Source organism: Levilactobacillus humaensis (assembly GCF_024345185.1).
Taxonomy (GTDB): Bacteria; Bacillota; Bacilli; order Lactobacillales; family Lactobacillaceae; genus Levilactobacillus; species Levilactobacillus humaensis.
Window position 1 is genome coordinate 20,625 of sequence record NZ_BROB01000002.1, and the last position, 26,833, is coordinate 47,457.

General features: G+C 53.4%; 24 protein-coding genes. 10 read left to right on the plus strand and 14 right to left on the minus strand.

Going from position 1 to position 26,833, the window contains the following annotated elements:
• Positions 1 to 278: 278 nt before the first annotated feature.
• Positions 279 to 2,222, minus strand: coding sequence for an acyltransferase family protein (locus OCU14_RS00675; protein WP_261809328.1), 1,944 nt, complete (start codon positions 2,220 to 2,222; stop codon positions 279 to 281).
• Positions 2,223 to 2,933: 711 nt separating this feature from the next.
• Between OCU14_RS00675 and add the strand changes: the two genes are divergently transcribed.
• The 5 genes from add (at position 2,934) to OCU14_RS00700 (ending at position 8,824) form a co-directional block, all read left to right on the plus strand.
• A complete protein-coding gene (add, locus tag OCU14_RS00680; RefSeq protein WP_261809329.1) occupies positions 2,934 to 3,956 on the plus strand; it encodes an adenosine deaminase in 1,023 nt (340 codons plus the stop codon).
• 127 nt (positions 3,957 to 4,083) lie between these two features.
• Positions 4,084 to 4,908 (plus strand): site-specific integrase, encoded by an 825-nt coding sequence (locus OCU14_RS00685; RefSeq protein ID WP_261809330.1) that lies wholly within the window; start codon positions 4,084 to 4,086, stop codon positions 4,906 to 4,908.
• 66 nt (positions 4,909 to 4,974) lie between these two features.
• Positions 4,975 to 5,832 carry a polysaccharide deacetylase family protein gene (locus OCU14_RS00690; RefSeq protein WP_261809331.1) on the plus strand — a complete coding sequence of 286 codons (858 nt, stop codon included), beginning with the start codon at positions 4,975 to 4,977 and terminating at the stop codon, positions 5,830 to 5,832.
• 358 nt (positions 5,833 to 6,190) lie between these two features.
• Positions 6,191 to 6,745 (plus strand): L,D-transpeptidase, encoded by a 555-nt coding sequence (locus tag OCU14_RS00695; protein WP_261809332.1) that lies wholly within the window; start codon positions 6,191 to 6,193, stop codon positions 6,743 to 6,745.
• Positions 6,746 to 7,105: 360 nt separating this feature from the next.
• Positions 7,106 to 8,824 (plus strand): hypothetical protein, encoded by a 1,719-nt coding sequence (locus OCU14_RS00700; protein WP_261809333.1) that lies wholly within the window; start codon positions 7,106 to 7,108, stop codon positions 8,822 to 8,824.
• 113 nt (positions 8,825 to 8,937) lie between these two features.
• Here OCU14_RS00700 and OCU14_RS00705 read toward each other — a convergent pair whose 3' ends face one another.
• The 7 genes from OCU14_RS00705 to OCU14_RS00735 all read right to left on the minus strand — a co-directional run bounded on the left by OCU14_RS00705 (position 8,938) and on the right by OCU14_RS00735 (position 14,808).
• Positions 8,938 to 9,948 (minus strand): aldo/keto reductase, encoded by a 1,011-nt coding sequence (locus tag OCU14_RS00705; RefSeq protein ID WP_261809334.1) that lies wholly within the window; start codon positions 9,946 to 9,948, stop codon positions 8,938 to 8,940.
• A 15-nt stretch (positions 9,949 to 9,963) separates the two neighbouring features.
• Positions 9,964 to 10,626: a putative quinol monooxygenase gene (locus OCU14_RS00710; RefSeq protein WP_261809335.1), complete on the minus strand. Its 663-nt coding sequence runs from the start codon at positions 10,624 to 10,626 to the stop codon at positions 9,964 to 9,966.
• Positions 10,627 to 10,629: 3 nt separating this feature from the next.
• Positions 10,630 to 11,226, minus strand: coding sequence for a DapH/DapD/GlmU-related protein (locus tag OCU14_RS00715; protein WP_261809336.1), 597 nt, complete (start codon positions 11,224 to 11,226; stop codon positions 10,630 to 10,632).
• 332 nt (positions 11,227 to 11,558) lie between these two features.
• The gene (locus OCU14_RS00720; protein WP_261809337.1) at positions 11,559 to 12,473 is read right to left on the minus strand and encodes an amidohydrolase family protein; all 915 of its coding nucleotides are present in this window, start codon (positions 12,471 to 12,473) and stop codon (positions 11,559 to 11,561) included.
• A gap of 13 nt (positions 12,474 to 12,486) precedes the next feature.
• Positions 12,487 to 13,128 carry an NAD(P)H-binding protein gene (locus OCU14_RS00725; protein ID WP_261809338.1) on the minus strand — a complete coding sequence of 214 codons (642 nt, stop codon included), beginning with the start codon at positions 13,126 to 13,128 and terminating at the stop codon, positions 12,487 to 12,489.
• A gap of 77 nt (positions 13,129 to 13,205) precedes the next feature.
• Positions 13,206 to 14,147, minus strand: a complete 942-nt coding sequence (locus tag OCU14_RS00730; protein WP_261809339.1) for an aldo/keto reductase — start codon at positions 14,145 to 14,147, stop codon at positions 13,206 to 13,208.
• A 274-nt stretch (positions 14,148 to 14,421) separates the two neighbouring features.
• The gene (locus OCU14_RS00735; RefSeq protein ID WP_261809340.1) at positions 14,422 to 14,808 is read right to left on the minus strand and encodes a DUF2255 family protein; all 387 of its coding nucleotides are present in this window, start codon (positions 14,806 to 14,808) and stop codon (positions 14,422 to 14,424) included.
• Between the two features lie 120 nt (positions 14,809 to 14,928).
• Here OCU14_RS00735 and OCU14_RS00740 point away from each other — a divergent pair, with 120 nt between their 5' ends.
• Both OCU14_RS00740 and OCU14_RS00745 read left to right on the plus strand, forming a co-directional pair.
• Entirely contained in the window at positions 14,929 to 15,816 is an 888-nt protein-coding gene (locus OCU14_RS00740; protein ID WP_261809341.1) for a LysR family transcriptional regulator, read from the plus strand.
• 23 nt (positions 15,817 to 15,839) lie between these two features.
• A complete protein-coding gene (locus OCU14_RS00745) occupies positions 15,840 to 16,991 on the plus strand; it encodes a low temperature requirement protein A (RefSeq protein WP_261809342.1) in 1,152 nt (383 codons plus the stop codon).
• Positions 16,992 to 17,112: 121 nt separating this feature from the next.
• Here the strand turns inward: OCU14_RS00745 and OCU14_RS00750 are convergent, their stop codons facing one another.
• Together OCU14_RS00750 and OCU14_RS00755 are read right to left on the minus strand one after the other, a co-directional pair.
• Entirely contained in the window at positions 17,113 to 17,466 is a 354-nt protein-coding gene (locus tag OCU14_RS00750) for a MerR family transcriptional regulator (protein WP_261809343.1), read from the minus strand.
• An 18-nt stretch (positions 17,467 to 17,484) separates the two neighbouring features.
• Positions 17,485 to 17,862, minus strand: coding sequence for a DUF2255 family protein (locus tag OCU14_RS00755; RefSeq protein WP_261809344.1), 378 nt, complete (start codon positions 17,860 to 17,862; stop codon positions 17,485 to 17,487).
• Between the two features lie 118 nt (positions 17,863 to 17,980).
• On the opposite strand from OCU14_RS00755, the gene OCU14_RS00760 reads away from it, so the two are divergent.
• The gene (locus tag OCU14_RS00760; protein ID WP_261809345.1) at positions 17,981 to 18,862 is read left to right on the plus strand and encodes a LysR family transcriptional regulator; all 882 of its coding nucleotides are present in this window, start codon (positions 17,981 to 17,983) and stop codon (positions 18,860 to 18,862) included.
• 6 nt (positions 18,863 to 18,868) lie between these two features.
• Here OCU14_RS00760 and OCU14_RS00765 read toward each other — a convergent pair whose 3' ends face one another.
• From OCU14_RS00765 to OCU14_RS00780, 4 genes are all read right to left on the minus strand, one after another.
• Positions 18,869 to 19,369 (minus strand): cyclophilin-like fold protein, encoded by a 501-nt coding sequence (locus OCU14_RS00765; RefSeq protein WP_261809346.1) that lies wholly within the window; start codon positions 19,367 to 19,369, stop codon positions 18,869 to 18,871.
• Positions 19,359 to 19,946, minus strand: coding sequence for a DapH/DapD/GlmU-related protein (locus OCU14_RS00770; protein ID WP_261809347.1), 588 nt, complete (start codon positions 19,944 to 19,946; stop codon positions 19,359 to 19,361). Before OCU14_RS00770 ends, OCU14_RS00765 begins: the two co-directional genes overlap by 11 nt.
• A gap of 441 nt (positions 19,947 to 20,387) precedes the next feature.
• Positions 20,388 to 21,233: an aldo/keto reductase family protein gene (locus tag OCU14_RS00775; RefSeq protein ID WP_261809348.1), complete on the minus strand. Its 846-nt coding sequence runs from the start codon at positions 21,231 to 21,233 to the stop codon at positions 20,388 to 20,390.
• A 72-nt stretch (positions 21,234 to 21,305) separates the two neighbouring features.
• On the minus strand, positions 21,306 to 22,952 hold the full coding sequence (locus OCU14_RS00780) for an FAD-dependent oxidoreductase (RefSeq protein ID WP_261809349.1): 1,647 nt from the start codon (positions 22,950 to 22,952) through the stop codon (positions 21,306 to 21,308).
• Between the two features lie 435 nt (positions 22,953 to 23,387).
• On the opposite strand from OCU14_RS00780, the gene OCU14_RS00785 reads away from it, so the two are divergent.
• On the plus strand, positions 23,388 to 24,089 hold the full coding sequence (locus tag OCU14_RS00785; protein WP_261809350.1) for an ABC transporter ATP-binding protein: 702 nt from the start codon (positions 23,388 to 23,390) through the stop codon (positions 24,087 to 24,089).
• A complete protein-coding gene (locus tag OCU14_RS00790; RefSeq protein WP_444979789.1) occupies positions 24,083 to 26,674 on the plus strand; it encodes an ABC transporter permease in 2,592 nt (863 codons plus the stop codon). Before OCU14_RS00785 ends, OCU14_RS00790 begins: the two co-directional genes overlap by 7 nt.
• Positions 26,675 to 26,833: the final 159 nt, after the last annotated feature.

The window sequence follows — 26,833 nt, forward strand, 5'->3', positions numbered from 1 at the left end:
TGGCATCAGTAATTGACTAACATCAGCCAGCCATCAACAATCCCCGTTCACTCTCGAATACGATAACTAACAACACACAATCTCAGCCGGAGGAAACCAGACAGAACCCCCGTGTCGGTGGTCTTAGCCGAGGTTTTCTCTCGGCTTAGAGCACGGTCAACTTTGAAACTCGTGATTTTCGAGGTTCAAGGTTGCCCTGAAGACCGCTTTTCAGGCTTCAGGTCTGCCTCATGGGGGTTCTGTCTGGTTACCGCAGGCGACCCAACCCAATCTCACACTTATTTTTGTTGGCTAACCTTAGTCACAGCCTTGGCGATGAGTGACGTGTAGTGTCGGTTCCCCCGATTATTCGGATGAACATGGTCACTGACGAACCACTTGTCTTCGCCCTTAGCCGTGCTGTACCAGTCAATAACGTGGACGTTCTTGTAGGCGTCCGCCGTCTTTTGAATTCGTCGGTTAACCGAGTTCTGCCATTCCCGCGTTGGGACGTGAGCCGTGACCCAGAAGATCTCGTGATTGGGTCCAATGGCCTCGACGATATCCTTGGCCTGTTCCGGCGTGACGTAACCGTTCGTTCCAATGTTGATCAGAACATTCTTCGCCAGTTGCCCCTGTTGAGCGAGGCTATTTACAATGTCCTTCACGTCCGCCGCTTGCCGGCCAACCTTACCATCCACGATGGCGCCAGGGAAGACCTTCTGCAGGTCCCCCGAGTCATCCAAGAGGACGGAATCCCCGATCGCCGTCAACGGCGTCTGCTTACTGGTAACGACCTCTTCGGGCGTCAGGTAGTACGTCTTCGACGTGTCTTGGTCTTCCTTAGAGAGCTTCGAGAACGCCACAGCCTTTTCATGCTTGCGTTTTGAAGCTTCCTTGGCTAAGGCCTTTTGTTTCTTAGCGGCTTCGGCATTCTTCTTCTTGGCTGCCGCTTGTCGTTGTGTGATGGTCTGTTGTAACGCCGTTGGCTTGGCTGCCGCTGGCTGTTGAACAAAGCCGACTGCCGTCAGTCCAAAGAGTAAGGCACCGATGACACCGAGACTGCTAGCGAGTCGGTGCGCGTCAGGTTGCTTGAAGAAGGTGACCACGTCGCTGGTAATCTGTCCATAGTGGTAGTGCCGTAATGGCCGTTCAATCCAACGGTAACTGAGTTCCGTCGCCACCATAATCAAGGCAACCTCAACCAAAGCATTGAACAGCGGATGATTGCCAATATTGATGCGAGATTCGTAGAAAATCATGACCGGAAATTGATACAGGTAAATTCCATAACTCCGTTGTCCCACGTAACTAAAGACAGGGTTCGATAAAATTCGATTCATATCACTACCAGGATGCGCAACCGTCCCGACCAGAATTCCGGAGAGTACGGTGAACCAGAACATCCCGCCACGATAAGTGCTGGCCGCCTGGCCGTTCATGTTAAAGAACAGGTAAATCAGGGCCAACAGTGAGGCGCCCCCGAGGCCGTCCATGATCAACCGATGGGCTCGCGTGACATCCGCACTAAGTCGATGGGCCGGCCAAACGAAGGCCATGGCCGCACCAATTAGGATGGCAAACATCCGCGTATCCGTCCCATAGTAAACCCGGTTGGTGTTCTGCGGATCAAATAATAGAGCCATCGCTAAGGCCGACGCAATTGCCGCCCCTAGCAAAATCAATAAGATCCGGCCTTGCTTTTTAACCAGAATCAGCAGGGCCAAGACCACGAGTGGCCAAACCAGGTAAAACTGACCTTCGATCGACAACGACCACAAATGGGTAAACGGTGATTCTCCACTGAACCGGTCAAAGTACGATTGCCCGTGACTAATTTCAAACCAGTTGTACCCATAAATTAAATTGGTCAGCACCGTCTTTCTGATGTTGACCAGTAGCTCCCGTTGGAACAGCGTAATATACGCCGTAGTCGCCAGTAACATTGTGACCAGTGCCGGATACAGTCGTTTCAACCGTCGGCCGTAGAAGCCCCAGATATCGATGGTATGGGTCTGATCCCACTCCTGAATCAGCAGATAGGTAATCAAATAACCCGAAACTACGAAAAAGATCGGAACTCCCAGGTAGCCACCTTGAAGCGTCGATGGTGCCAAGTGATAAATAATAACTCCCAAAACAGCTAAGGTTCGAATACCATCGAACCCCGTTATGTAGCGCTTCTTCCCCACGCGATGCGCCCGAAAATCAGAACGCGTTAATCGCGAATTCAATTGATCCATAAAATTACTCCTTTTCTCTCTAAAGCCTTGCAGAGATCCCCCAAATTAATCAGTTAATTATTAATTTTAAGCAGTTTATATTTAAGGTGTAAATAATAGAGTCAACGACTAAGCCAATCGGCTTAAATATTGTTCCGCCGGGTGATCGTTAACCCCATCTAAGTAGCTTCATTCTATAATGTTTTCCATTAGGAAACAACGCTTTTACTCGAAATTTCAAAATTGTAAAATTTGACACTCGACCGACACATCCTTGGTCAAAAATCCCCCGGCAATTCATGGGATCTTAGGCGATGTTGGTTAGTTCAATGACCATTCACAAACGCTAACCGTGAAATCATTTTCGGCTAATATCTCCCACCCTTACGGCCGCCCGACTCATGGTATACTAAACTCATATCAACCGACGTTGTTGGCCTGCGGTAAACAGACGCCACCCGGTGAGGCAAACCTGAAACCTGAAAAGCGGTCTTCAGGGCAACTTTGAACCTCGAAGAACCCGAGTTTCAAAGTTGGCCGTGCTCTAAGTCGAGACAGAACCTCGACTAAGACCACCGACACGGGGTTCTGTCTGTTTACCTCCGGCCTACCGGGTTACGTTCACGCATATTGTTATCTTTTACAGGTGATTGTAACCATAGGGTGTTCGCTCTGTCCACCGAAGGTGGCTGTAACCCATCAACGTCAACCAACAATATAGGAGGAATTTCCATGACCCAACAGCCATTTACCCCCGTTACCGTCCGTCAGTACCCCAAGATCGACCTGCACTGTCACCTTGAAGGTTCACTCTCCCTCGGTGCCCTGCGTGAAATGGCCGCGGTGACGGCAACGCCGCTCCCCGTGGGCGATCGCGCGTTACACGACCTGCTCATTGCCACCGCGACGAATCCCGAGACTACAGATTATTTAAAGCGCTTTCAACCAGTCATTGACCTGATGCAGACCGCCGAACAACTCGAAATCGCCGGGGCTGACATCGTGCGCTCCGCCGCAGCCGACGGGCTCATTTACATGGAAACCCGGTTCACACCAACGCTTTACACCCAAGGCAACCTGACCTTGGCAGCGGCCATTGCCGCACTGCTTCGGGGGCTCCATGCCGGAACGAAAACATACGGCGTACCCGTCAACGCCATCGTCTGTGGCCGCCGTGAAGGATCGTTAGCCGAACTCACCACGGTCTTTGAAACGGCCGCCAAATTTGCCGATCAGGGTGTCGTGGGTCTAGACCTTGTCGGCGATGAGGCTGAATACCCCACGATTGCGCTTGCCGATGCCATCCGCGCCGCTCATGCGACTGGCCTACCAATCGCCCTGCACGCCGGAGAAACGGCCCCCGTGGATAACGTGGTCGTCGCGATGAGCCTGAAGGTTGAGCGCATCGGTCACGGCCAGCGACTCAACGGCTTCCCAGCCGCCATGGCCCGGGCCAAACGGACCGGGACCACGCTAGAAACCTGTCTGACCAGTAGCCACCGCTCGGTCGACCTGCCCGATTATCCTAACTTGCCACTTCAGGATTTTCTCGATGCTGGCCTGAAGGTCACCGTGAACACCAATCACCGAACGATTGCCGACGTTAATTTGACCGACGAAATCCTAGCACTCCATGACCACAGCGATTTGGATTGGCCCCAGTTGGCCCAATTAACCCACAACGCCATTGATGGCGCCTTCCTCAGCGACGCAGACAAAGCCGCTTTGCGGGCCAAGGTTCCAGTTACTGCCTAACTTAATCACACTTACAAATTGGATCCGGACGCTAGTCGTTCGGGTCTTTTTCATTAGCATTAAGAGATGATGACTTGCCAGCACCGTCTTTCTTGGTTAAAGTAATCATTATCAAGGAGGCTTTGCCATGTCCCAGACTTATCCCTATCAAGACGCCTTCAACCGCGTGCTTCACGAGCGATCCATGGCGCAGGCCACGTTCGACGAATATAACGCCACGTTGACCGATTTCTTTAAATACCTCGAAAACTTTAATCCTACCTATCAACGGGAGCACCACGTCAATCAGCTTCAGACCGCCGATGTCCAACAATATCTGGCCATGCTGGTTGACCAACGCCAGATTCAAAATCAAACCTATAACAAGATCCTGTCCCACCTCAACGTCTACTTCAAGTTTCTCTTCTCCCACCGCTGGACGCCCTACTTGCCAACCCTGGACCTCAAGAGCAAGCCCAAGCAGGCCGCGCGTCCCCTGAACTTTCGCTGGGTCGACGACCTCGATGACTTATTGGCAGACCAACGACTTCACGTCTACACTCGCCTGACACTCTTGCTGATCGCTCACGGTTATCCGGTTCAAGCCTTTCTACGGCCCGGCTTTACCGCCGATCTTGATACGCGATCCTGGTCACCCGCGGCCCAGACCTTTTTAACTGAGCTCCGTGAATTTATCACGCCCCTCCAGGCCCGCTTCCGGTCGTCCGACTGGTTTCTCAAGCAACGGGCCTCAACCGACCCACACCTCACACTTCCGGGACTCCATAAATATTTAAAGCCCGACGAGGCCCTCACCGGCTTCGCCCTCGGCCCAGCCGGCCTGTATCAAGGCTACTTAGTTAACTATCTCCGCCGTCATCCCCAAAAGTCCGATCGTGAGGTCATTGCGGCCCTACATCTAGCCCCTGACGCCATCGATTACTACCGCCGTTTAGCGCAACGGGCAGACTAAGCATTGCCACTTCACGTTGAACCCCCTATACTATGTAGGTGAAATAACTAATTGGGGGAATTAGACATGAAGAAACAATGGGGAATCTTGGGGGGCCTGGTTGCACTACTCGTCGTGCTGATCGGAGTGGTTGTCTGGCAACAACGACAACCCGTTAAAAAATCGGCGGCGCCAGTTAGCGAAAGTCGCCGCAAGGAATCCGACACCAAAAGCACCGTGGTCAAGCAACCTAAGGCCAAGCCATGGATCAGATTAAACAAGCCGTTAAAATTACCAATCCTGATGTACCACAGCATTTCTAGTGGCAACTCCCTGCGGGTACCCGCGCGACAATTTCAACAGGAGATGGCCTACCTTCAACGTCACCACTACCGCACCCTGACCGCTGACGAAGCGGTTCGGGCGCTGACCACCAACACCGTGCCCCAGAAGAAGGTCGTCTGGGTCACCCTCGACGACGCCTACAAGGATAACCTGACGCATGGTCTGCCTGCCTTGGAACAGACCAAGGTGCACGCCACCATCAACGCCATCACCGGGTTCACCCACAAGTCCAACCACTTGACGCTCTCGGAAATGAAACAGATGAAAACCACCGGACGCGTTGATTTCGCCAGCCATACTGTTCAGCACCTGGATTTAAACGAAATCACCGCCGCCCAGCAGAAGACGGAACTGTTCAAGTCTAAGCAGTGGCTGGATGCCAAGCTGAATCAGAAGACTGAGGTTCTCTGTTATCCCGCCGGTCGGGCCGACAAGACAACCCACCGCTTAGCCAAACAAGCCGGCTATAGCATCGCCCTGACTACCCAGGAAGGTCTGGCCCAGATGAGTCAAGGTCGCTACAATCTGTCCCGATTACGCGTCATTCCCGGGATGTCGACCGCCACTTTTGGCAGTCTGATCGCGGTTAATAATCAGTAACAATCTAGCCATCGTGAAAGCGTTTCCTATTGTGTCCTGTCGGGACTCGGCGTACAATAAAGGTAAGCATTCCGACACAAGGAGGTCTTTACCATGGGGAGCGTTGTCACGTTAGCAACCTGGTCATTCATGCTGGTTTTAATCGGTGCCGAGATTATTCGGGGAATTTTTATGTTTAAGGGTTAATATTTAAATTAAGTTATTTATGTAGGTCGCACAAAAACGCTAGTCTAACGCTGGTTTTGGTGCGGCCTTTTTCGATCCCACCCCCGCTAGTACCGCTAAATGTGTGTTGACAGTGTTTCAGTCGACACTTAAAATTAAAGACATATCGGGAGCATTTCAAGGAGGAGTCGTCATGAAGAAGTTTAGAATTGGCCTCATCACGGGACTAGCCATTTTCGCCCTCTTCGGTGGAGTCATTGGCACGAACTTACCGGGGAATCAAGCCACGGCCTACGCCAAAACCACCAAAAAGATCAAGAAAGCCAAGAAGCCACGCTGGGAACGGCCATCCGAAAACAAGCCTTACCCTAATCTAAAAGTACATAAGCACGTTTACCTACAAGTTTCCCTCAAGAAGCAACGGGTTTACGTCATGAGCAAGCATCACAAGGTGCTCTACACCATGATCTGCTCAACGGGGAAGAAGTCGACGCCAACGCCTAAAGGGACCTTCCACATTCAAAATCGTGGGAAGCACTTCGTCGGTGCCAACTACTGGACTTCCTTCAAGGGCTGGGGCATCTACATGTTCCACTCTGTGGTCATCAACAGTCAGGGCCACTACATCAAGAGTGAAGCCAAGAAGCTGGGCCACCCGGCTAGCCATGGGTGCATTCGGATGCCAATTCCCGATGCGCACTGGATCAACAGTCATATTCCGGCTAAGACCAAAGTGATTATTAAATAGTTGTTTTTCATGATTAAGGGGCGAGACCTTTATGTCTTGCCCCTTTTTGGTTGGGATTTGAATATTGCGATAAAAAGGCCGCCTGCGGCTGCCAGGGATTAAGCCTGCTGTGGGGACGCTTCAGCCTAGAAACCAGGCTTTGATCCAGCATTCACTTAACCTTGTTTTGGTGGACTTAACCGACTAACCTGACCCACTAAAGTTCTAGCCTGCTTATTATCCAAAATCGATATCTCAGCGCTTCTGGTCCAGCCGCGTACAGCCACTTAATCGTGACTCACCTATCACTTTAAAAGGAAGTACGCTACACTAGAAATAATTGCTTTTCCTCAGATCACATTCAGAAAGGAATTCATCCGCATGTTGTTAGTCGCCTTCTTCTGCACCCTGTCGGCCTTTATCATGGCCATCATGGGCATCGTGCAACGTCGTCAGCACCTCCGCCTATTGGCCGGGGTCTACGTCGTCTACTACCTGATCGCCTTAGTCGCCGTGTTCGTCGTTCTGCCGAGCAAGGCCCTCTTTAGCCTGATTATCTTAAATGTCATCAGTGGGGTCTGCTACCTACCGTTCTTGGCCTTCAGCAGTCCTGACGTCGTCATTGAGGCCGGTGAGAACCGTCCCCATGTCCGGAGCCGCAATCGCGGGCTGAACGTCGCAGCCGGCATCCTAGGACTTCTCTTCCTGACCAGTCTCTTCGGGGCCGCGCAGACCAAGTTCGGCGTCAAACCTGTTTACAATTCCCTCAAAATCAAGACAATGAAGACCGCGCCGCTCCTGGATAAGGACGCCACCCCCATCGCCATTGCCCCCAAGACCGTGCGGAACAAGATGAACAAGGCCATGAGTGCCGTGCCCAACACGTCCTATTACAAGCTGGGGGCACTCCAGACGCAGGTCGTGAAGGGCAAGACCGTCTACATTGCTCCCGTCGAGTTCGATGGCTTCTGGCGCTGGCAACGGGCGAAGAAGAGTCCCGGCTACTTCATGATTGACGCCACCAACGTCAATGCTGAACCCAAATTCGTTAAACAACCCATGAAATACACCCCGAGTGCCTACCTCTTTGACGACGCGCAGCGGGTCATCTACAACCGTTTCCCTGGCTGGGTTCAGGAAGGCCAACCCCAACTCGAAATCAAAGATAACGGGGAACCCTACTTCATCCAAACCGTCTACAAGGCGCGTGGCGTTTCCAGTCGAATCAACTACAAGAGCCTCCACGTCGCGGTCCTAAATGCCAAGACCGGGGAGACCAAACTGTACTCGGCCGCCGGGGCACCGAAGTTTATCAACGAGTCGATCGCCTCCTCGACCGCTGCCGAAATGAATGAAATCTTTGGCTGGTATGGCAATGGCTTCTTCAATGCTCATTTCAACAAAACCGGCGTCAAGGACCCGAACAGTAACGGGACCGAGGACGGCGTCACCCCAGTCGTCGACAAGCATGGCAACATCTCGTATTTCAACGACTTCACCTCGCCTAAGACTGGCGCCGACTCAACCATGGGTTACTCCATGATTAACGCCCGGACCGGGACACTGACCTACTACACCGGTAAGAATATCGGGGTCATGGATAGCGACGGGGCCAAGAAGATTGCCGAAAAGGAATACGTCGCTCAGAAATGGTCGGCCACGATGCCCATCATGTACAACATTGACGGCACCCCGACCTGGGTCGTCTCCCTCTTAGACTCCACCGGGGCCTTCCGGAGCTACGCCTACATCAAGGCAGCCGACCAAAGCGTGAAGGCCTACGCCACCACGGCCACCCAGGCGCTGGACCAATACCGCGTCCAGCTGGCCTCCTCTGGGTCGACAGCCAGCTCAACGACATCTTCCAAGACCATTAAGGCCAGCGGAACCGTCGAACGGGTCGTGGTTATCCCTAATGGTGACACCCAGAACGTGCTCTTCGCCTTGAAGGGCCAAGACACCCTCTGGACCATCGGCACCGCCGACTACCCCAAGGCCGTCCTGATGACTGCTGGCGACCAAGTGAAGATCACCGGTCGCGTCAATGAAAGTGCCAAGACCGGGACCGTTGAAGATTATGTGAACCGAACGTTTAAGTAACTACCTGACGAATTAACTAGTTAACGAAAAGAAGCGAATCGACCAATTGGCGATTCGCTTCTTTATTTTGCACAGATTAAACGGCATTAGCTCGTGTTAAACTTGCCTATCCATTAACGTGTGAATTTCGTGTCACCCGCAGATGCCAGTGGTCCCACCAATTCATGAGGCAGATAGGGGTCTTCCAGATAGGCAATATCTTCGGCGGATAAGGTCAGATCCAGAGCCTTCACGGCGCCTTGGAGGTGACTGGACTTGGTTGCTCCGATGATCGGCGCCGTGACGGTTGGCTTCTGTAAGAGCCAGGCCAAAGCAACCTGAACCCGATCGACGCCATACTTTTGGGCAATCTCACCGACCCGCGCAATGATGGGCATGTCTAAATCTTTGCTGTCATTGTACTTTTCGCGGGCCACCTTGTCCGTGGCATAGCGCTTCGTTTCGCCAGCCCAATCACGGGTCAACCGACCCGAAGCCAAGGGACTGTACGGGGTCACGGCGATGCCTTGATCGGCACACAGCGGCAACATCTCCCGTTCCTCCTCACGATAGAGCAGGTTCAGGTGATTTTGCATCGACACAAACTTGGTCCAGCCATGCTGTTCGGCGACGGCTTGGGCCTTCTCAAATTGCCAAGCAAACATGGCCGAGGCCCCAATGTAGCGCGCCTTCCCAGACTTAACGACATCATTTAGGGCTTCCATGGTCTCTTCAATCGGCGTGGTGTAATCCCAGCGATGAATGATATAGAGATCGACGTAGTCCGTTTGAAGCCGTTCCAGGCTCTGATCGATTTGCGAAAGGATGGCCTTACGCGAGAGGCCAGCTAAGTTGGGCCCCTGCGTCGGCGTGAAGAACACCTTCGTGGCTAAGACAATCTTGTCCCGGTCGGCCAATTTATTCAGGGCGTGACCGACGAACCGTTCGCTGTCTCCATGGGAATAAATATTAGCCGTATCAAAAAAGTTAATCCCGAGATCCAAGGCTTCTTTGATGACGGCCTCACTCGGTTTCTCACCAATCGCCCAGGGAAACATCCCCGTGGACGCGTTACCGAAGCCCATTGTTCCCAAACACAAGCGAGAAACGTCGAGTCCGGTGTGACCTAATTTCGTATATTGCATATGCTTTAGCTTCCTTTAATTAATTTCATTAATAACGGTCAGCCCACCCTGATTGACCAGGGTGTCGCCCGTGAGAACCGTCGCATCGGCCGTCGTGATCAACGACCGCGATTCGGTCTGATAAATCTGAAAGGCGGGTGTCTGACAATGGGTCTTAAAGGCGGCCAGATCTTGAAACACTTCGAAAAGCACCCAGCGTTCTGGATCATCGACAGACTGGCCCACCAATGCCACCAACAGACCCGCCTCGGCGGCCATCGCTGGTCGCAGACTCGCCGTCACCAACGTCTGATAGGCCGCTGCCTGATCAACCGGAATCGTCAGCTCGGTCAGTTGGCTGAACTGCGTCGCGCCACCCCGCAATGGGTCCGGTTTTTCCAATAAAAGTCGTGGGGTCAGCTGGCTTACTGCTTGACTCATCACGGCGCGCTTGGCAACCTCACGAAAGGCCGCAAACTGGGGCGAATGCGCGTGCTGATCATAACTAGCCGCATCGCGGTAAATCTCGATAACCCGATTGTCCAGACCGGCCGGGTCCACGTGGCTCGTGTACATCGCCAGCGTCCCCGGTTCATTTTTGATCGAGGTCAGCAGGTTCTGTTCACCCACCTTCGCAAAGGCTTCGCGTTCGTCAGCGGTGATCTTTAATTTAAACAAGCGAAATAACGGTGTCGTCATGACCTACTCTCCTTTAGGTGTCGTCAAGGGCGCCAGCGGTTTGATAACGCGTGCCGGAACCCCGGCAACGACCGTGTTATCCGGAACATCCTTGGTGACAACTGCCCCGGCGCCAACCACAACGTTATTGCCGATGTGGACCCCGCCGATCACGGTGACGTTGCCCCCGATCCAGACATCATCGCCCACAGTAATGGGCTTGGTCGTGGTAATCAGGTAACGTGTGCCATCTGGCCGCACGCCAAAACGTTGCGTAGCATCTAGCGAATGCGCGCCACAGTAAAACTTCACGTCAGGGGCAATGATAACCCGGTTGCCTAAAACGATCCGATTGGAGTCCTGAAACGTACAGTTGCCATTGATAAAGACGTCGTCACCGACCGCGATATGCGCGCCATAAACGGCACTGAATTGGCCATTGATGACGAGTCGTTCACCGGCATGCCCGAAGAAGTCCTGCATGGCCGCCGCACGTTGGTCCATATCCTGGCTGGTATTGATCACATGCAGCAGATCCTTGCCGCGCGCAATCAATCCCTGGAGTTCTGGATCACGATAGTCGTAATCCAAACCCGCTAATAATTTTTCATGTTCTGTCATCAAGTTTATCTGACTCCTAACCATTTAAAAATAAACAAAACCAGCCATAACGAATTATGTAAAAGAGAACGGCCTCGGTTAAAAGGCCGACTCCATTTGTAAAAGTTCATCAATCTAAGCCGTAGGGTGGGTGAAAATGGGCTCAGCCGTGGGAATTCCCTTAGCGGCGAACTTGGCCGCTTAGGGAATTGGCGCCTTTGAAACGCGCTTCTCAGCGGTTCAAAGCGAGCGCGAAGACCGCCCTTTGGCTTCGGGCGTCCGCCCACAGCGTCCCAGCCCATTTTCACCCGCCCGGAGGCGCGGGCATCACGCCCTGCTCACCACAACTACAATTAGTCGGTGGCCATTAACCACTGCCAGTTGCCGCTGAAGATCCGTTGCTTCTCCGTCTCCGACACCTGCATGTCATTCACCGCTTGTTCCACGACCGCGGTAGGTCCCACGGGCGGAATGCCAAATGGCGAATCCGTTCCGAACAACACGTGATCGCTGCCAAAGAAATCCACGACCAGATCAAGGGCCCGAGGATTTCCCAGGATTGCGGTGTCAACGTAGAAACGATGAAAATCTTCATAGTTTTCAGCGGACTGAATGTATTTAATCCGCTGGCCAAACATCGGCACCATCGCCCCGGCATGATGCACGATAACCTTTAGACCCGGGTACTTGCGGAAATACTTCGCCGCCACAATACCATTCATGGCCTGGGTCAGTTCGTACTCCCAACTGAAGGTTAACTCGTTATCCGTCTTGTGGGTATCGAACACGGGATGCAGCCAAACGGGGGCGCCAATCGCCGCTAATTTCGCGAAGATCGGTTCATAGTCCGGCGCCGTGATCGGTTGTCCCAGGGCCTGGGTGAAGAGCTGAACGCCCACTAAGGCATCGCTTCCGGCAACCTGATCGTCAATAATGGCGAGGGCCTCCGGGATGTTATTCATCGGCACCATGGCCACGCCGGCCGGGAAAATGTCCCGGTTGGCCCGGACCATTTCGGCAATCTCGTCATTAGCCGCGCGGCAGAGTTCAGCCGCTTGCCTGGGTGCCACGAAGTCCTCGGGGTTCAAATTAACCGCGGAGATCACTTGTTGGTGATCGGCGGGTAGCGACGCCCGATGCTTCGCCAAATCGGTCAGGAGATCATTCTTCATATAAGGGAATTGGTCTAAGATTTCGGGAAAGCTCGCCTGCATTCGCGCCAAAAACTTGGGTGGCAGGACGTGCGCAAAGACATCAATAACCGTCATCGGGGCGCCCTCCTTAATACCAGCTAGGCTTGTCGCCATCGGTACCGGCCTTATCCAAGCCGACACTGACATTCTGGTACTGACTTGGATCGGCAATCACCTTGAAGGCAAAGTCGGCCACACTCTGACGTGAGACTTCGGTTCCCTTGAAGCCATCGGCCAAGGTTGTCACTTCATAGTCAACTTCGTCGTTGTCGGTCAACCAGGCTGGCCGAATTTCGGTAAAGGTCACACCGGACTTCTCAACGATATCGGCCGTCTCACGGAAACCAGGCAGGTAGGCGCCAATCATCTTTTCATTCCATTCCCCGAACTTACCGGGAATTTCATGATGTGCCCCTAGTGAACTGATGTAGAGCAACCGTTGGACCTTCGTTTGAACCATGGCGTCCACGACACTCTGCGTTTGGGTTGCCAGATCTTGACCCCCTAAATTGGAGTAAACGACGTCGACACCGGCCATCGCCTTAGCAACCACTGCCGTGTCGTGAACATCCCCATCAACCAGCGTGACCCGGTCATTGCCCGCATACTGGTTCAAACGATCGTCGTTCCGTAAAAATAACGTTAAGGTATCCGTGGTTTCATGCAACAGGCGTTCCGTTAAAATCCGGGCCATGGCCCCGTTGGCACCAATAATCATTACTTTAGTCATTTAAAAATCCTCCTATTATTCGCAGGTATGTGGCAGTCCCTAAATAAGGACGCCCCACAATCATTATCATACGCTGTTTAGGCCATGGGAGCTTCCCAGGAGCCTTTGGTATCAACGTTAGCCGCTTGGGCCAAGTCTTCTAGCTGACTGATATCAGCCGCACTCAGCGTCAGTGCCATTGCCTTGGCCTCACTTGGAATGTACTTGGCCTTGGTCACCCCAATGATTGGTGTGGTCCCCTTGGCAATCGCATAGGCCGTGGCTACTTCGGCAGCGGAAGCCTGTTGTGCGGCACCAATTTTCTGAAGGCCCTCGGTTAACGCACTCACTTGTGGCAAGACACTGTTGTAAATACTGCCGCGCATACTGTCGGCGGGTAGCGGGTTGTCGACGTTATATCGACCACTCAACAGACCTTGTTCCAGCACCATGTAAGCAAAGAAGGTGATGTCATGTTTCCGGCAATAGTCGATGATCCCGGCCTCTTCTGAGGACCGGTACAATAGACTGAAATGGTTCTGAACGGCAGAGACTTGAATGCCCGCTTCGCCCAAGATTTCATTAGCTCGCTTGATCTGGGCGAGGTTGTGGTTCGAGACCCCAACGCGCTTGATCTTGCCACTCTTCACGAGGGGAATCAGTTGTGGCGTCCACTTCTCGACGTCGGCCGGGTTGTGAATCCAATAGATGTCAATGTAATCCGTGTGTAGGCGTTTCAGACTACCTTCCAGCATATCGGCCACCTCATGGTCACTGTCACCGGCGGCCATCTGAGGGGTAAATTTCGTTGATAATTGGTAACTCGCGCGCGGATAGTCCTGTAAGAGTTCGCCCAGTTTATCCTCGGAAGCCCCCGCACCATAAGCATAGGCGGTATCCCATAAGGTTAACCCCGCGGCCATCGCATCGGCCACGACCGGCTTCAAGTCGGCGGCAGTCAAATGATTCCCAAAAACTTGGCCATCCGGCGTGTCGCCCCAGGCCCAGGTTCCAAGTGCAATTTTAGGTTGTGTTGTCATAGTTTTTCTCCTTTAATTAGATAACGATTTAAGCGATCAATTCTAGCAACCGCCGACTCACATCTTTGTCACGATCACTGTCAGCCGGGAGGGTGGTGAAAATAAGCCCAGCCGTGGGAATTCTCTTAGTGGCGTTCTGTGCCGCTTAGAGAATTGGCGTCTTTGAAACGCGTTCCTCAGCGGTTCAAAGCGAGCCCGAAGACCGCTCTTTGGCTTCGGGCGTCCGCCCACAGCGTTCCAGCTTATTTTCACCGCCCGGAAGGCGCGGTCAGGTCTATTCCGCACTGAGCGGATCGAGTCGTACGGTAGCACTGATCGGTCCCGCCGCAACCATTGGTGGCAGATAAGGACTCCCGGCATACTTAGTTTCGTAAGCCTGACTGATGGCGGCCGTCAGCTGGTCATCGGTAGTTACGGGCACATAGGCCACGTCGAAGTCCTGGTCGGCGAGATGGATCCGACCGGCCCCTTGGGTCTTGGCGGATTGGTACCACCGTGACTGTTGGCCATTCCAGGCCCGCACATAGAGATGACCATCGACCACGACCGACCAGATCCAGGTTGGCGTGCCATAGGTTTTCCCATCTTCATAAAACGGGGAGACGTGCATATCGTCTGCCGTCGCAAAGGCTTGTAGCTGTTGCGTTGTCCATTCACTCATACAAAGAACCCCTTTCAAGTTCAACTCATTGACATCATCATACGGGCGATTGATAATAATGTAAAATGCTTAGTTGAAATGCTTTATCATTCAGTTTTTGTATACTTAAGGGAGGCACTCATGGATACCCGGCTACTTCATTATTTCACCGTGCTGACGCGGGTTGGCAATATCACCCGTGCGGCCAATGAACTCCATACAACCCAACCCACCCTGTCCCGCCAGCTCAAGGAACTGGAGGACGAGGTGGGCGCCCAACTCTTCATTCGGGGCAAACGCGAGATTACCCTCACCGACGCCGGCGTCCTTTTCGAACAACGCGCTCAGACCATTCTGAACGTCTTGGAACAGACCAAACGGGACGTCCATGATCAGGCTGGCCTGGCCGGAAATTTACGAGTTGGCTGTGTTGAAAGTCACCTGTCCACGTATCTGACAGATTGGCTCGCCGACTTTCAACAGGTCCACCCCAACATTCATTTCTCACTGTATAGTGCGGATGGCAACTCCCTGCGCCGCCAAATGGATCGTGGGGCCCTCGACATTGGCTTCTTATTGGAGCCCGTGGAGTCGGCCAAATACTTCGCCCACGCCATCCCCGTAACCGAAACTTGGGGACTGATCATGGCTAAGACCGCTCCGCTGGCCGCGCATTCGGTGATCACGGGGGCCGACCTACAGGGCTTAAGACTGATTGGCCCCCGTCGGCAAATCGTTCAAAATCAGATTGCCACTTGGCTGCGCCTAGATCCCGACAGTCTGAACTTCTGTGGTGATCATAACTTGGAAAATAACGTGACACCACTACTACTCAATCACGGCTACTATGACATTGGGATCGATGGCGTGTTGAGTTTCTATCCGAATGATCAACTCACCTTCGTTCCCCTACAACCCCTGAGTCAAACGCGCCACACCATGATTTGGCGTAAGAATCACACACCATCCCCGATTGCGCAGGCGTTCATCGATTTTGTGACGCAGCGGGTTCGCGAGATGCCAATCTAACTCATTTCTGGAGGGTCTTCCTAGTGCAAAATAAGTCTAAATCCTGGTGGGGTGCGCCGCGGACCATCACCAATACCATCGATAATCGTAAAATTTCTTGGCTCGAACTGTTCTCAGATCTGGTCTATGTCGTCATCATCCATAGTTTCGTGGAGAACTTAGCGGAACACTTTACCCTGTACGGTTTCATGACCTTCTGGGTCTTGTTCCTGTTCTTCTTCAACACCTGGACCAACATGGTGCTGTACTTCGACCTTCACGGGAAAAACAACCTGCGAAACGTCAGCTTCTCCTTGCTTCAAATCATCGCGGTCGCGGTGACGGCCACCTTTACCCCGGACGTCTTCGCCGGTCACTATACCGGCTTTATCCTGGCCTATTCTTTTAACCAGCTCATCTACATGTACCTCTACCTAAAAACCATGATTGCCGATCCGCTACATGCCACAACGACTCGCCCCTTCTTGCGGGCCTATGTGATTGGTGAGATTCTCCTGATCGGCAGTATTCTTGTGCCGAGTCTAGCCATTCAACAGGGGCTGGTGATCGTCAGTTTGGTCATCTTTCTGGGAGCCGTCATGGCTGAAAATAGGAACTTTGACCGTGAATTTAAAACGCGAAAGATCCCCTTTGAACTCAATTCGGCCGTCTTGGAACGCTATGGCCTCTTTACGATGATCGTTTTAGGCGAATCGTTGGCCGGCATCATCGAGCACATGACAGAGGATCATACCCACCTCGCCGACTACACCCATTTCATCATCGCCATGGTCACGATCATTGGCACCTGGATGATTTACTACACCCTGATGGAGGAACGGAAAATCACCGCGCATCGCTACTGGCCCATCTCGCTATTCCGCGGTGTCCATCGCTTCCTGATTGCCTGTCTGACCCTGCAATCCTTCTTCATTGCCCAAACGGTGGCGTCTGGTGAGACCGTCTACTATCGTGGCCTAATCATCGTCACGGTCCTGATTCTTGGGGCGCTACTCGCCTTGACCCGACCGCGACTCTACAATGTGACCCCGCTCAGTGGCGTTAAAACGCGTGGTCTCCTATTAGGCATCGTGGGCCTGTTGATCACCCTGTTCATCCCCGTCTTCTTGGGATTGTTCGTCGCCGACCTGATTCTGCTCATGCTGGGTGTCTGGTATTGGACACCCGAAAATTAGTGGTCACTCTTACTAACGAAATTTAGGCGGATTTTTTCGCATAAAAATTAAAAAAATCGTCACGACCCGGTTAATGGATTGTGGCGATTTTTGTTCAGTTCTAAATTAGCTTGGCCCTATACTAACAAGCGGCACTGGCCTGTAATTTCTGGGTTGGCAGGTCCGTAATCTTCGTTTCGAGCCGTTCCAGGGATTCCTGTAAGTGGTCAATTTGGTCGCGCAGCTCTGCGGCCTGATCCGTTAAAATCTCGCGTTGTTCTTCGCTTGATTCGGCTACTTGGAACTGCTTAATTTCCTCAATCGTGACCCCACAGTCCCGCAGATCCAGGATGCCCTTGATCTGGGCCAAATCAGCGTCACTGTAGTCGCGCATCCCACTGACCCGGGCAATCGGCGCCATTATCCCGATCTGTTCATAATAACGGAGTGTCCATGCACTGGTTCGTAACTGCTTAGCGGCTTCATTGATTTTCATGGGAATCCCCCTCACTTTCTAGGCTGGCAAAATCTCGACGGTGGCCGATTGTGGCCCCGCTTGTAACATCGGTTGGACGTAGGTACTGTCCTGATATTTCTGGCGATAGGCGGTATCAATCCGCGTGGCCAATTCGGCATCGTTGATAACTGGTAGAAACCCCACCTGAAAGGTCCGACCAGCCAAGTAGATTCGTCCCGCCCGCTGGTCAATCGCCGAGTGATACCACGAGGAGCGCTGGCCATTCCAGGCCCGGACGTAGAGGTGCTCACCCACGACCACGGACCAGATCCAAGTTGGCGTGCCATAGGTCTGGCCATCGCTATAAAATGGCGAGATCCGCAGGTCATCGGCTGTCGCGAAGGCTCGTAGCCGTTCTGTCGTCCATTTTTTCATCTACCCTCGTTCCTTTCTGTGGTTATCTTCAAGTTCTATCTTATGAGTTGACTTTTGATATGTCGAATGCTTAGATCAAATTAAGTGCTATACAAATCAGTTATAGGAGATGGTGACGATGGAATTACGCGTCTTACGTTACTTTTTGATGGTCGTTCAGGAAAAGAATATCAGTCAGGCTTCGGAACGGCTCCATGTCTCGCAACCTACCGTATCGCGGCAACTCAAAGAGTTAGAGGCCGAACTCGGGACGGTGCTTTTCGAGCGAGGAAATCGTAGCATTCAGCTAACGGCCGACGGCGAGTACTTCGCCAATCAGGCCAAACAAATCCTGTCCTTGACCGACAAGACCCTGGCCAATATTCATCAGGAACAGGACGTTCGCGGGGCCGTCTACGTGGGGAGTGCCGAGGCACGAAGCATGTTGACCGTGGCTCAGGCCATCGGTCACTTGAATCAGCGACACCCACACGTCCAGATTAACCTCGTCAGCACCGACGCCAGTGACATCCACCAACAACTCAGCTCCGGCGTCTTTGATTTCGGCGTCATCATGGAACCCACGGACAAGACCGACTACGACTTCCTACGGTTGCCCGGCGAGAGTCGCTGGGGTCTCCTGGTCCAGAATCACTCGCCGTTGGCCCAACAAGCCACGGTAAGTCTCGACGACATTGCCAACGCCACGCTCATCTTGCCCCAACAGGGTGGCAGTCAGCGCATCCACGCCCTCTTTGGACTGGACACGGCCGACCTGCACGTCGCCGCCACCTACAACCTACTGTACAATGCCTCACTCCTGGTCTCGGCCGGGGTCGGGAGCGCGTTAGGTCTCGACGGCATCATCAACACGAACCAATCCGACCTCACTTTTGTCCCGCTAGATCCACGGACCTCATCCGGTTCCAGTCTGGTCTGGTTAAAGGGCCAGCGTTTGTCTACCGCCGCCCAAGCGTTACTGGCTCAGATTCGATCCGAGTTGACGCCCGCCGAGAATTAAACCGATCTATTCGGCGGTAATCCTGACCGTAAATGGCCGATGCTGCTGGCGAATCAACTTTTCCGCTCGCCGCCGCTGGTCAAAATGTCCCAACACGTGAATCCCTTGATAGTACGCCACATCCCCCCAGTAAAAGACCAATCGGGGTTGTGGGGACCAATAGGCAATATCACCGGGACGCGGATTGGCCCCGCTCGGCGTGTGGTTTACCCGCAGGACCTGCTTTAAGTCACTCGTCTTTTCGGGATCGCCCGCACCCATGCCATTGAAACGAAACGTGGCCGGTAACTGACGACGCAACTGTTTGGCCGGTTGACTCTGACTCAAATGGGCCTTCAGCCGATGACCAGCAATGGTGACTTGAATCGCGGTGGTTGCTGGACGCCGGTAGCTCGTCTTCGTTGACGCAGCCGTAGAACTGGCACTAGCCGGCTTAGCTGTTGATTGCGCCGCACAGCCAGACAATCCGACTAGGCTGAGCCCAATCAAAAACCATTTAATTTTCATCTGGTATACTTCCTTTCACGCGACGCAAGATTCGGGCTGGTGAACCCACGACGACCATGTTGGCTGGGACGTCCTTGGTCACAATGGATCCGGCGCCAACGATGGCATTTTCACCCACCGTGACCCCCGGAAGAATCAAGGCCTTGGCGCCAACCCAAGCGTTCTTTTCAATGTGAATCGACTTGGCGTAGACGTCGCGCCGATGGGCAGGATCCTCGACATGATTGACCGTGATCAACATGGCACCCGGGCCAATCAAGGCCCCGTCCGCTAAATAGATGCCGCCTAAGTCCACGAACACCACGCCTTGATTGACGTAAACATTTTCACCGAAAAAGAGATGCGGTCCAAAGTCGCTGTGCACCGGGGCGTTCACCTCGGTGGAGTCGGGGATGCGGTACCCCACGACGCGACTGAGCGTGGCACGACGTTCGGCATTGGTCTGATCGATATGGTTGTATTTTTTCAGTAACTCTTGCGTCTTTTGAGCGGTCTGATTGACCAGTTGAAAGTCAGCTCCAGTGAAGTCCAAGGGCTTCCCGGATAAGGCACGTTGAAAGATTGCGGGTTCTGTCATGTTGATGACCTCCTTTGGTTATAACTGTCAGTATAGGAAGTCTGGCTGGATATAGCCAATACTTAAATTAAATCATTATCTATAACTTTTAAGCATAATTGATGCAGTCATCAAAACTGAACGCAAAAAAGCCAAACCGAGACGGGGGAGTGTCGGTTTGGCTTTTCTGCTGTGGTCGGTCTGATAGTTCTGGTCAGATTGACTGTTGTCTGTTTTCGTTATTGCTTATGGTGCTTTTTTCTCAAATAATTAGACTTGTTTGGTGATCCAAAACCGGATCGGCTTCCGCCGCTTGATCCTGGTGGTGGCAGCCTCCGAAACGTGCAAAAATAGCCAGGTCCCTGCGCTTAACCCCGTCTCCATAATGACCCAAGATCGGGGTCATCATGGAGACGACGTTAATGCTCAGGACCTAAACGGCTATTTTTGCACTCTTGCCTTTTAATCTCCAACCGGATGCCAGCCGTTGGCATCACTTAAGCGGTTCAAGAACGCCATGTCCTTGTCATTGATTTCGAAGTCTAGCTTGGCGTTGGCTTCGACGTGGGCCATTGCCCGAGCCTTTGGTAGTGGGGCCACGCCATTTTGGATGACGAAGCGCAAGGCCAATTGCGGAATCGACACGTTGTAGTTGCCAGCAACGCGTTCGAGTTCTGGGCTATCGACCAAGCCACCGGTTGCCAGTGGGGAATACGCCTGAACCAGGATCTGGTTGGCATTCGCCGTCTTCACAATCGTATCTTGGGTGTGCCCCACGTAGTATTGAATCTGGTCAACGGCGGGCTTAACCGTCAGGCCGTCCCACGTTAACAGGTTTTCGAGGTCATGGGAATTGAAGTTAGATACCCCAATAGCCTTGGCCCGGCCGCTGTTGTAAATGTCCTGCATGGCCCGCCAAACGTCGCGGTTTTCGGCGTCATGGTTACTGCCCATTTGGGCCCAAGGCCATGGCGCATGGATGATATAAGAATCCACATAGTCCAGGTTCAAGGCGGCTAAACTGCTCTCGAAGTCAGCCATTGCGGCGTCGTAACTCTTCGATTCAGCCGGTAACTTCGTTTGCACGAAGATGTCCTCGCGAACCACATCACTGTCAGCGATGGCTTCGCCCACGCTCTGTTCGTTCTGGTAAGCCTTGGCGGTATCGATGAAGCGGTAACCAGCCGTTAAAGCATTGGTCACGGCGTCGTAAGTTTCCTTACCAGGCCGCGTTTGCCAGGTCCCAAAACCAACCTTGGGCATCTTTAAATCATTATTTAAGGTAAATTCATCTGTAATTGTAGGCATTGCGTCTCCTCCATTTCAGTTTATGGGATACATCTTAGCCCCTTAGGGCCACTCGAAGGCAAGCACTTTTTGCTAAAATTTGACCAAATCCTGAGAACGTACTGCCCGATACAGGTTGAAGGCCCCATCTAAATTAACCACGTCAAACCCATGTTGCCGCAAAATCCGCTCGGCCATGTAGCTCCGTTGCCCGCTGAAACAGCTGACCACATAGGCCTGCTTGGGATCCAGTTCATCCAACCGCTCTCGCAACTCGTTGAGGGGAATGGTCACGGAATTTGGAAAGACGCCCTCTTTAAGTTCTGAAGGGTCACGCACATCCAGCACCCGTTTACCAGCCTGCAGCGCGGCCGGGAGTTCAGACCACTGAATCGAGTGACTGAGGCCATCCATCACGTTTTGCGCCGCGTAGCCCAGCATGTTCACGGGATCCTTGGCCGATCCAAATGGTGGCGCGTAGGTTAATTCCAACTCGGGGAGATCGGCCACCGTCAGGCCACCCTTGATGGCGGTTGCCAAGACATCTAGGCGCTTATCGACTCCCGCTTTACCAACACCCTGGGCGCCATAGATCGCACCGGAATCGGCATTAAAAATGAGTTTCAGGAGTAAGGGTGTCCCACCGGGGAAATAGCCGGCATGACTGGTACCCCGCACGTGAATAACGCTGGCCTTCAACCCTTTTTCCTTGGCCTGTTGCTCGCTAAACCCAGTGGCGGCCGCCGTGAGGTCAAAGACCCGCACGATGGCGGTTCCCAGACTCCCTTGGTTCGGTCGGTCGAGACCAGCCAAATTATCGGCGACCTGTCGGCCCTGGCGATTAGCCGGCGAAGCCAACGGAATCAAGGTTGGCGTGCCATCCAGCACCTGATTGACCACAATCGCATCCCCCACCGCATAGATGCTGGGGTCACTGGTTTGATAGTGGTGGTCCACGACGAGTCCGCCCCGTAGCCCTAGTTTCAGACCAGCTTCCTTGGCCAAACGGGTATCGGGGCGAACCCCGACGGCTAATAAGGTTAGCCCGGTGGAAATCTGAGTGACATCAGTCAAGACCACCGTCTCCCCACGATCCTGAAAGGCCGCCACGGCTTGGCCAGTCACGACCCGCACGCCATGTTGCCGGAGTTCATTTTCAGCAAATGCCGCCATCTCGGTATCCAATGCTGGGAGCACATGGTCGGCCTGTTCCACCACGGTCACGGCGACTCCTCGCTTGGTCAGGGCTTCGGCCACCTCTAGACCAATAAAGCCGCCACCAACGACTAACGATGGTTGATCGGCCTTCAGCCCCGCCATGAGGCCGTCAAGATCGGGAATGTTCCGTAAAACGTGGACGTTTTCGGCGGTATCTAAGCCCACAATCGGCGGCACTACGGGCGCCGCTCCCGGTGACAAGATCAGCCGGTCATAACTTTCCCGGGACTCCTGTCCATCATGACGAACAACTACCTCGTGACGCTCCGGTAAAATCTGCGTCACCTCATGGTTCGGCCGCACATCGAGGTTGAACCGTTGCTGTAGCTTATCTGCCGTCTGAACGATCAGATCACTGCGATCGGCAATCTCACCTGAGAGATAGTAAGGCAACCCACAGTTCGCAAACGACACATAAGGACCCTTTTCCAAGACAACAATCTCGGCGTCCTCATCCAACCGCCGTAACCGTGTCGCCGCAGACATCCCGCCAGCCACACCACCAACAATGACAACTTTCATTTGAATGACCTCTTTCTTTTTAGTATCACATCACACGCAACTGAAAATTATTCTGACACGCCCAGTAACGCAACACACCAATCCAACATTAGGATTGATCCCTACACCACGAGAACTAGGTTTAACGCCAGCCGGAGGCAACCGGACAGAACCCCCGTGTCGGTGGTCTTAGTCGAGGTTTTGTCTCGACTTAGAGCACGGCCAGCTTTGAAACTCGTGGTTTTCGAGGTTCAAGGTTGCCCTGAAGACCGCCCTTCAGGCTTCAGGTCTGCCCCATGGGGGTTCTGTCTGGTTGCCGCAGGCGACCTTTTGATCTTAATTTTAGTATACCCTAATGTAACCGTTTCCCGTTGCGTAAACCGGCGTTTCCGCCTACAATTGGACTAGCGATTCACGACTGGAAAGCCAGTCCCATCAGACCAGGAGGCGCAACGCATGTCCTACATAGAAGTTAAAAATGAAACGCGTAAATTTACTCAAGGCGACCAAGAAACGATCGCCAATCATGACATCTCCTTCACCGTCGAACAAGGCGAAATCGTCACGATTCTCGGACCCAGTGGTGCCGGCAAATCGACACTGCTCAACATCTTAGGCGGCATGGACAGCCCCACCAGCGGCCAGGTTCTCATTGATGGCAAAGACATTGCCCAACTGAATGCCAAGCAACTCACGACCTACCGGCGCCAAGACGTCGGCTTCGTCTTTCAATTTTATAATCTCGTTCCCAACCTGACTGCCAGAGAAAATGTCGAACTGGCTTCCCAAATTACCGCGGATGCCCACGACGTCGGAGAAACCTTACGGCTGGTGGGACTTGCCGACCGGGCGGGAAACTTTCCTGCCCAGCTCTCCGGTGGGGAACAGCAGCGGGTCGCCATTGCCCGGGCCATCGCCAAGAATCCCAAGCTCCTGTTGTGTGACGAACCCACGGGAGCTCTGGATTATCAGACGGGAAAACAGGTGCTCCAGGTCATTCAGGACGGCGCCCGGCAGACCAATATGACGGTCATCATCGTCACCCACAACAGTGCCATTGCCGAGATGGGCGATCAGGTCATCCACATCAACGATGCCCGCGTTCAGTCGGTTCGCCACAACGACCACCCGACACCTGTTGACGAGATTGAATGGTAGGTGGCAAAATGACAAAAGCTTATTTCAAAGCCATTCTCCGGGAGATTGGCCGATCCAAGGCCCGCTTTCTCTCGATCATGTTGATTATTTTTCTCGGTGTGGCCTTCTACACCGGGATCCGGGCAACCGGACCCGACATGTTACAGGCCGCCGATGACTACTACACGCGCCAAAAACTCGCCACCAACAGTGTCCAATCCACGGCCGGCCTCACGAAAAATGACCTCGCCGTCCTGCATCGGCACCGCAACGACTTAACCTATCAGGCAGTTAAATACCTAGACATTAACCAGCTCAACAACAACCGCGCTGTCCGGGTCGCCGAGATCCCCGCCAATCAACGAGTCAACCGCCTCACCGTGGTCAGTGGTCACCTGCCGCGCAAGGCCAACGAAATCGTCTTGGACCAACAGGCGCGGGTCCTTCAACCTCGCCTCAAGCTCGGGGATACCTATCGCATCGCCACGACCACCAAGCTCAACCGCCAGTTCAAACGGCGGACGTTTAAGATCGTCGGCTTCGTGACCTCACCCCGCTATATCGAAAAGGCCACACGTGGCGTCACCAACGTCGGCAAGGGGACCCTGGACTATTTTGCCCTGGTAAAACCAGGAACCTTGACGCAGAACGTTGCCAGTCGCATCGACATCCAATTCAAAAATCTGGCAACCGTCAAGCCCTACTCCGCCACCTACAAACGCCTAGACAAGGCCAATACCGTCAAGCTCAAGCGTTGGTTGAAACCGATGGCAGCTCAACGTCAGACGCAACTTCAGCAACAGGCCCGCGCCAAGCTGGCACCACAAGCCGCCAAGGTCGATCAGCTGGCACAACAGTTACCAGCTAATTCGCCCATCCTGACGGCGGCTCAAGCCAGGATCACCCAAGCCAAGGCGCAAATTGCGGCCATCGACCGGCCAACCTACCTCTACAGTGGGCGGGCCGCCAATCCCGGTTACAGTGAATATCACGAAAACACGCAACGCGTCGTGGCCCTCTCCACGGTCTTTCCCCTCTTCTTTATCGCGATTGCCGCGCTAATTTGTCTGACGACGATGACCCGGATGGTCGCGGAACTCCGCGTTCAAATGGGGACACTGAAGGCCCTGGGTTACAGCAATACCGCCATCGGGAGTGAATTTCTCCTCTACGGGGGCCTCGCGAGTCTTCTGGGAACCATTCTGGGTGTGGGCTTCGGGGTTAATTTCTTCCCCCGGTTCATTGCCCAAGCCTATGGCAGTATGTACAATCTCCCGGCCATCAACGTCCAGTACCTCTGGGGCGACATCGGCATTGCCCTCATCATCGCGTTGACCTGCACCATGGGGAGTGCCGCCATCGTCCTGCGCGTCGATCTTAACAGCTTGCCCGCGGTACTGATGCAACCGAAAGCCCCCAAGGCCGGCAAGACCCTGTGGCTGGAACACTGGCATGGGTTCTGGCGTCGCCTGAGTTTTAACCACAAGGTCACGCTACGAAATCTCTTCCGTTACAAGCAACGCCTGCTGATGACGGTTCTGGGAATCGCCGGCTGTATGGCGATGATGATCACCGGATTCGGTCTCAAGGATTCCATCGGTGACATCAGTCTCAAACAGTTCGACCAGCTCTGGCACTACGATGCCGTTGTGGTCCGTAGCGGATCACAGACCGCCGCGCAACGTCGCGCCTTGCATCGACAGTCCCTCTACCGCCATGACCTCGTGTTAAAACAGTCTCAGGTGACGGTCGAAAAGGATGGCATTGCCAACCAAACGGCGACGCTCAGTGTGCCGCAACAGCCGACAAAATTGAAAAAATTCGTCGTCCTGCGTAACCGGCAAACGCACCAAGCCTATCAACTCAACAACCACGGCGCCATCATTGATGAGAAATTAGCTAAGCTGTACCACGTCAAGATTGGCGACACTTTACCAGTCAAACTGGGCAACCGCGCCTTAAAACAAGTCAAGATCGCCGCCATTGCCGAAAATTACGTCAATCATTTCATCTACTTATCGCCAACCGCCTACCGTCAGGTCTTTGGCCATCCCGCCGTCTACAATGGCAACCTGGTCCAATTTACCCAGCACGGTGAACGGGCCCAGAATCAATTTGCCAGCGACCTCCTAAAGACCAAGGGCATGCTCAACGTGACGCTTCTCAGTACCGAGAAGAAGACCAACTTCCAGATGCTCGACACCATGGATCTGGTGGTCATCATCTTCGTCGTGGCCGCCGGCGCATTGGCGCTAGTCGTGCTCTACAACCTCACTAACATCAACGTTTCCGAACGAATTCGGGAACTCTCGACGATTAAAGTTCTCGGCTTCTATGACCACGAAGTCACGATGTATATCTTCCGGGAAAACTTGATTCTAACGGTCCTCGGCATTATTGTCGGCTGCTTCATGGGCGACTGGCTTCACAGCTATATTCTCAACACGGCCGAGACCGATAGCCTAATGTTCTCGCCGGGAATTCATCCCCTGAGTTATGTTTATTCGGCGTTGCTGACCCTGGCTTTTAGTTTACTGGTCATGTGGCTCATGCACCGGAAACTCAAACGGATTAACATGCTCGATGCTTTGCAGTCGGTAGACTAGTCTTGTTATTAAGAACAAGAAGGCCGCCTGCGGCTGCCAGGGATTACGCCTGCTGTGGGGACGCTTCAGCCTGGGAACCAGGCTTCTCGCTCGATTTGAAGCCTCGCCAAGAACGCGAGTTTTCAAAGTCGCCCGTGATGTAAGGCCGAGAAAATCACT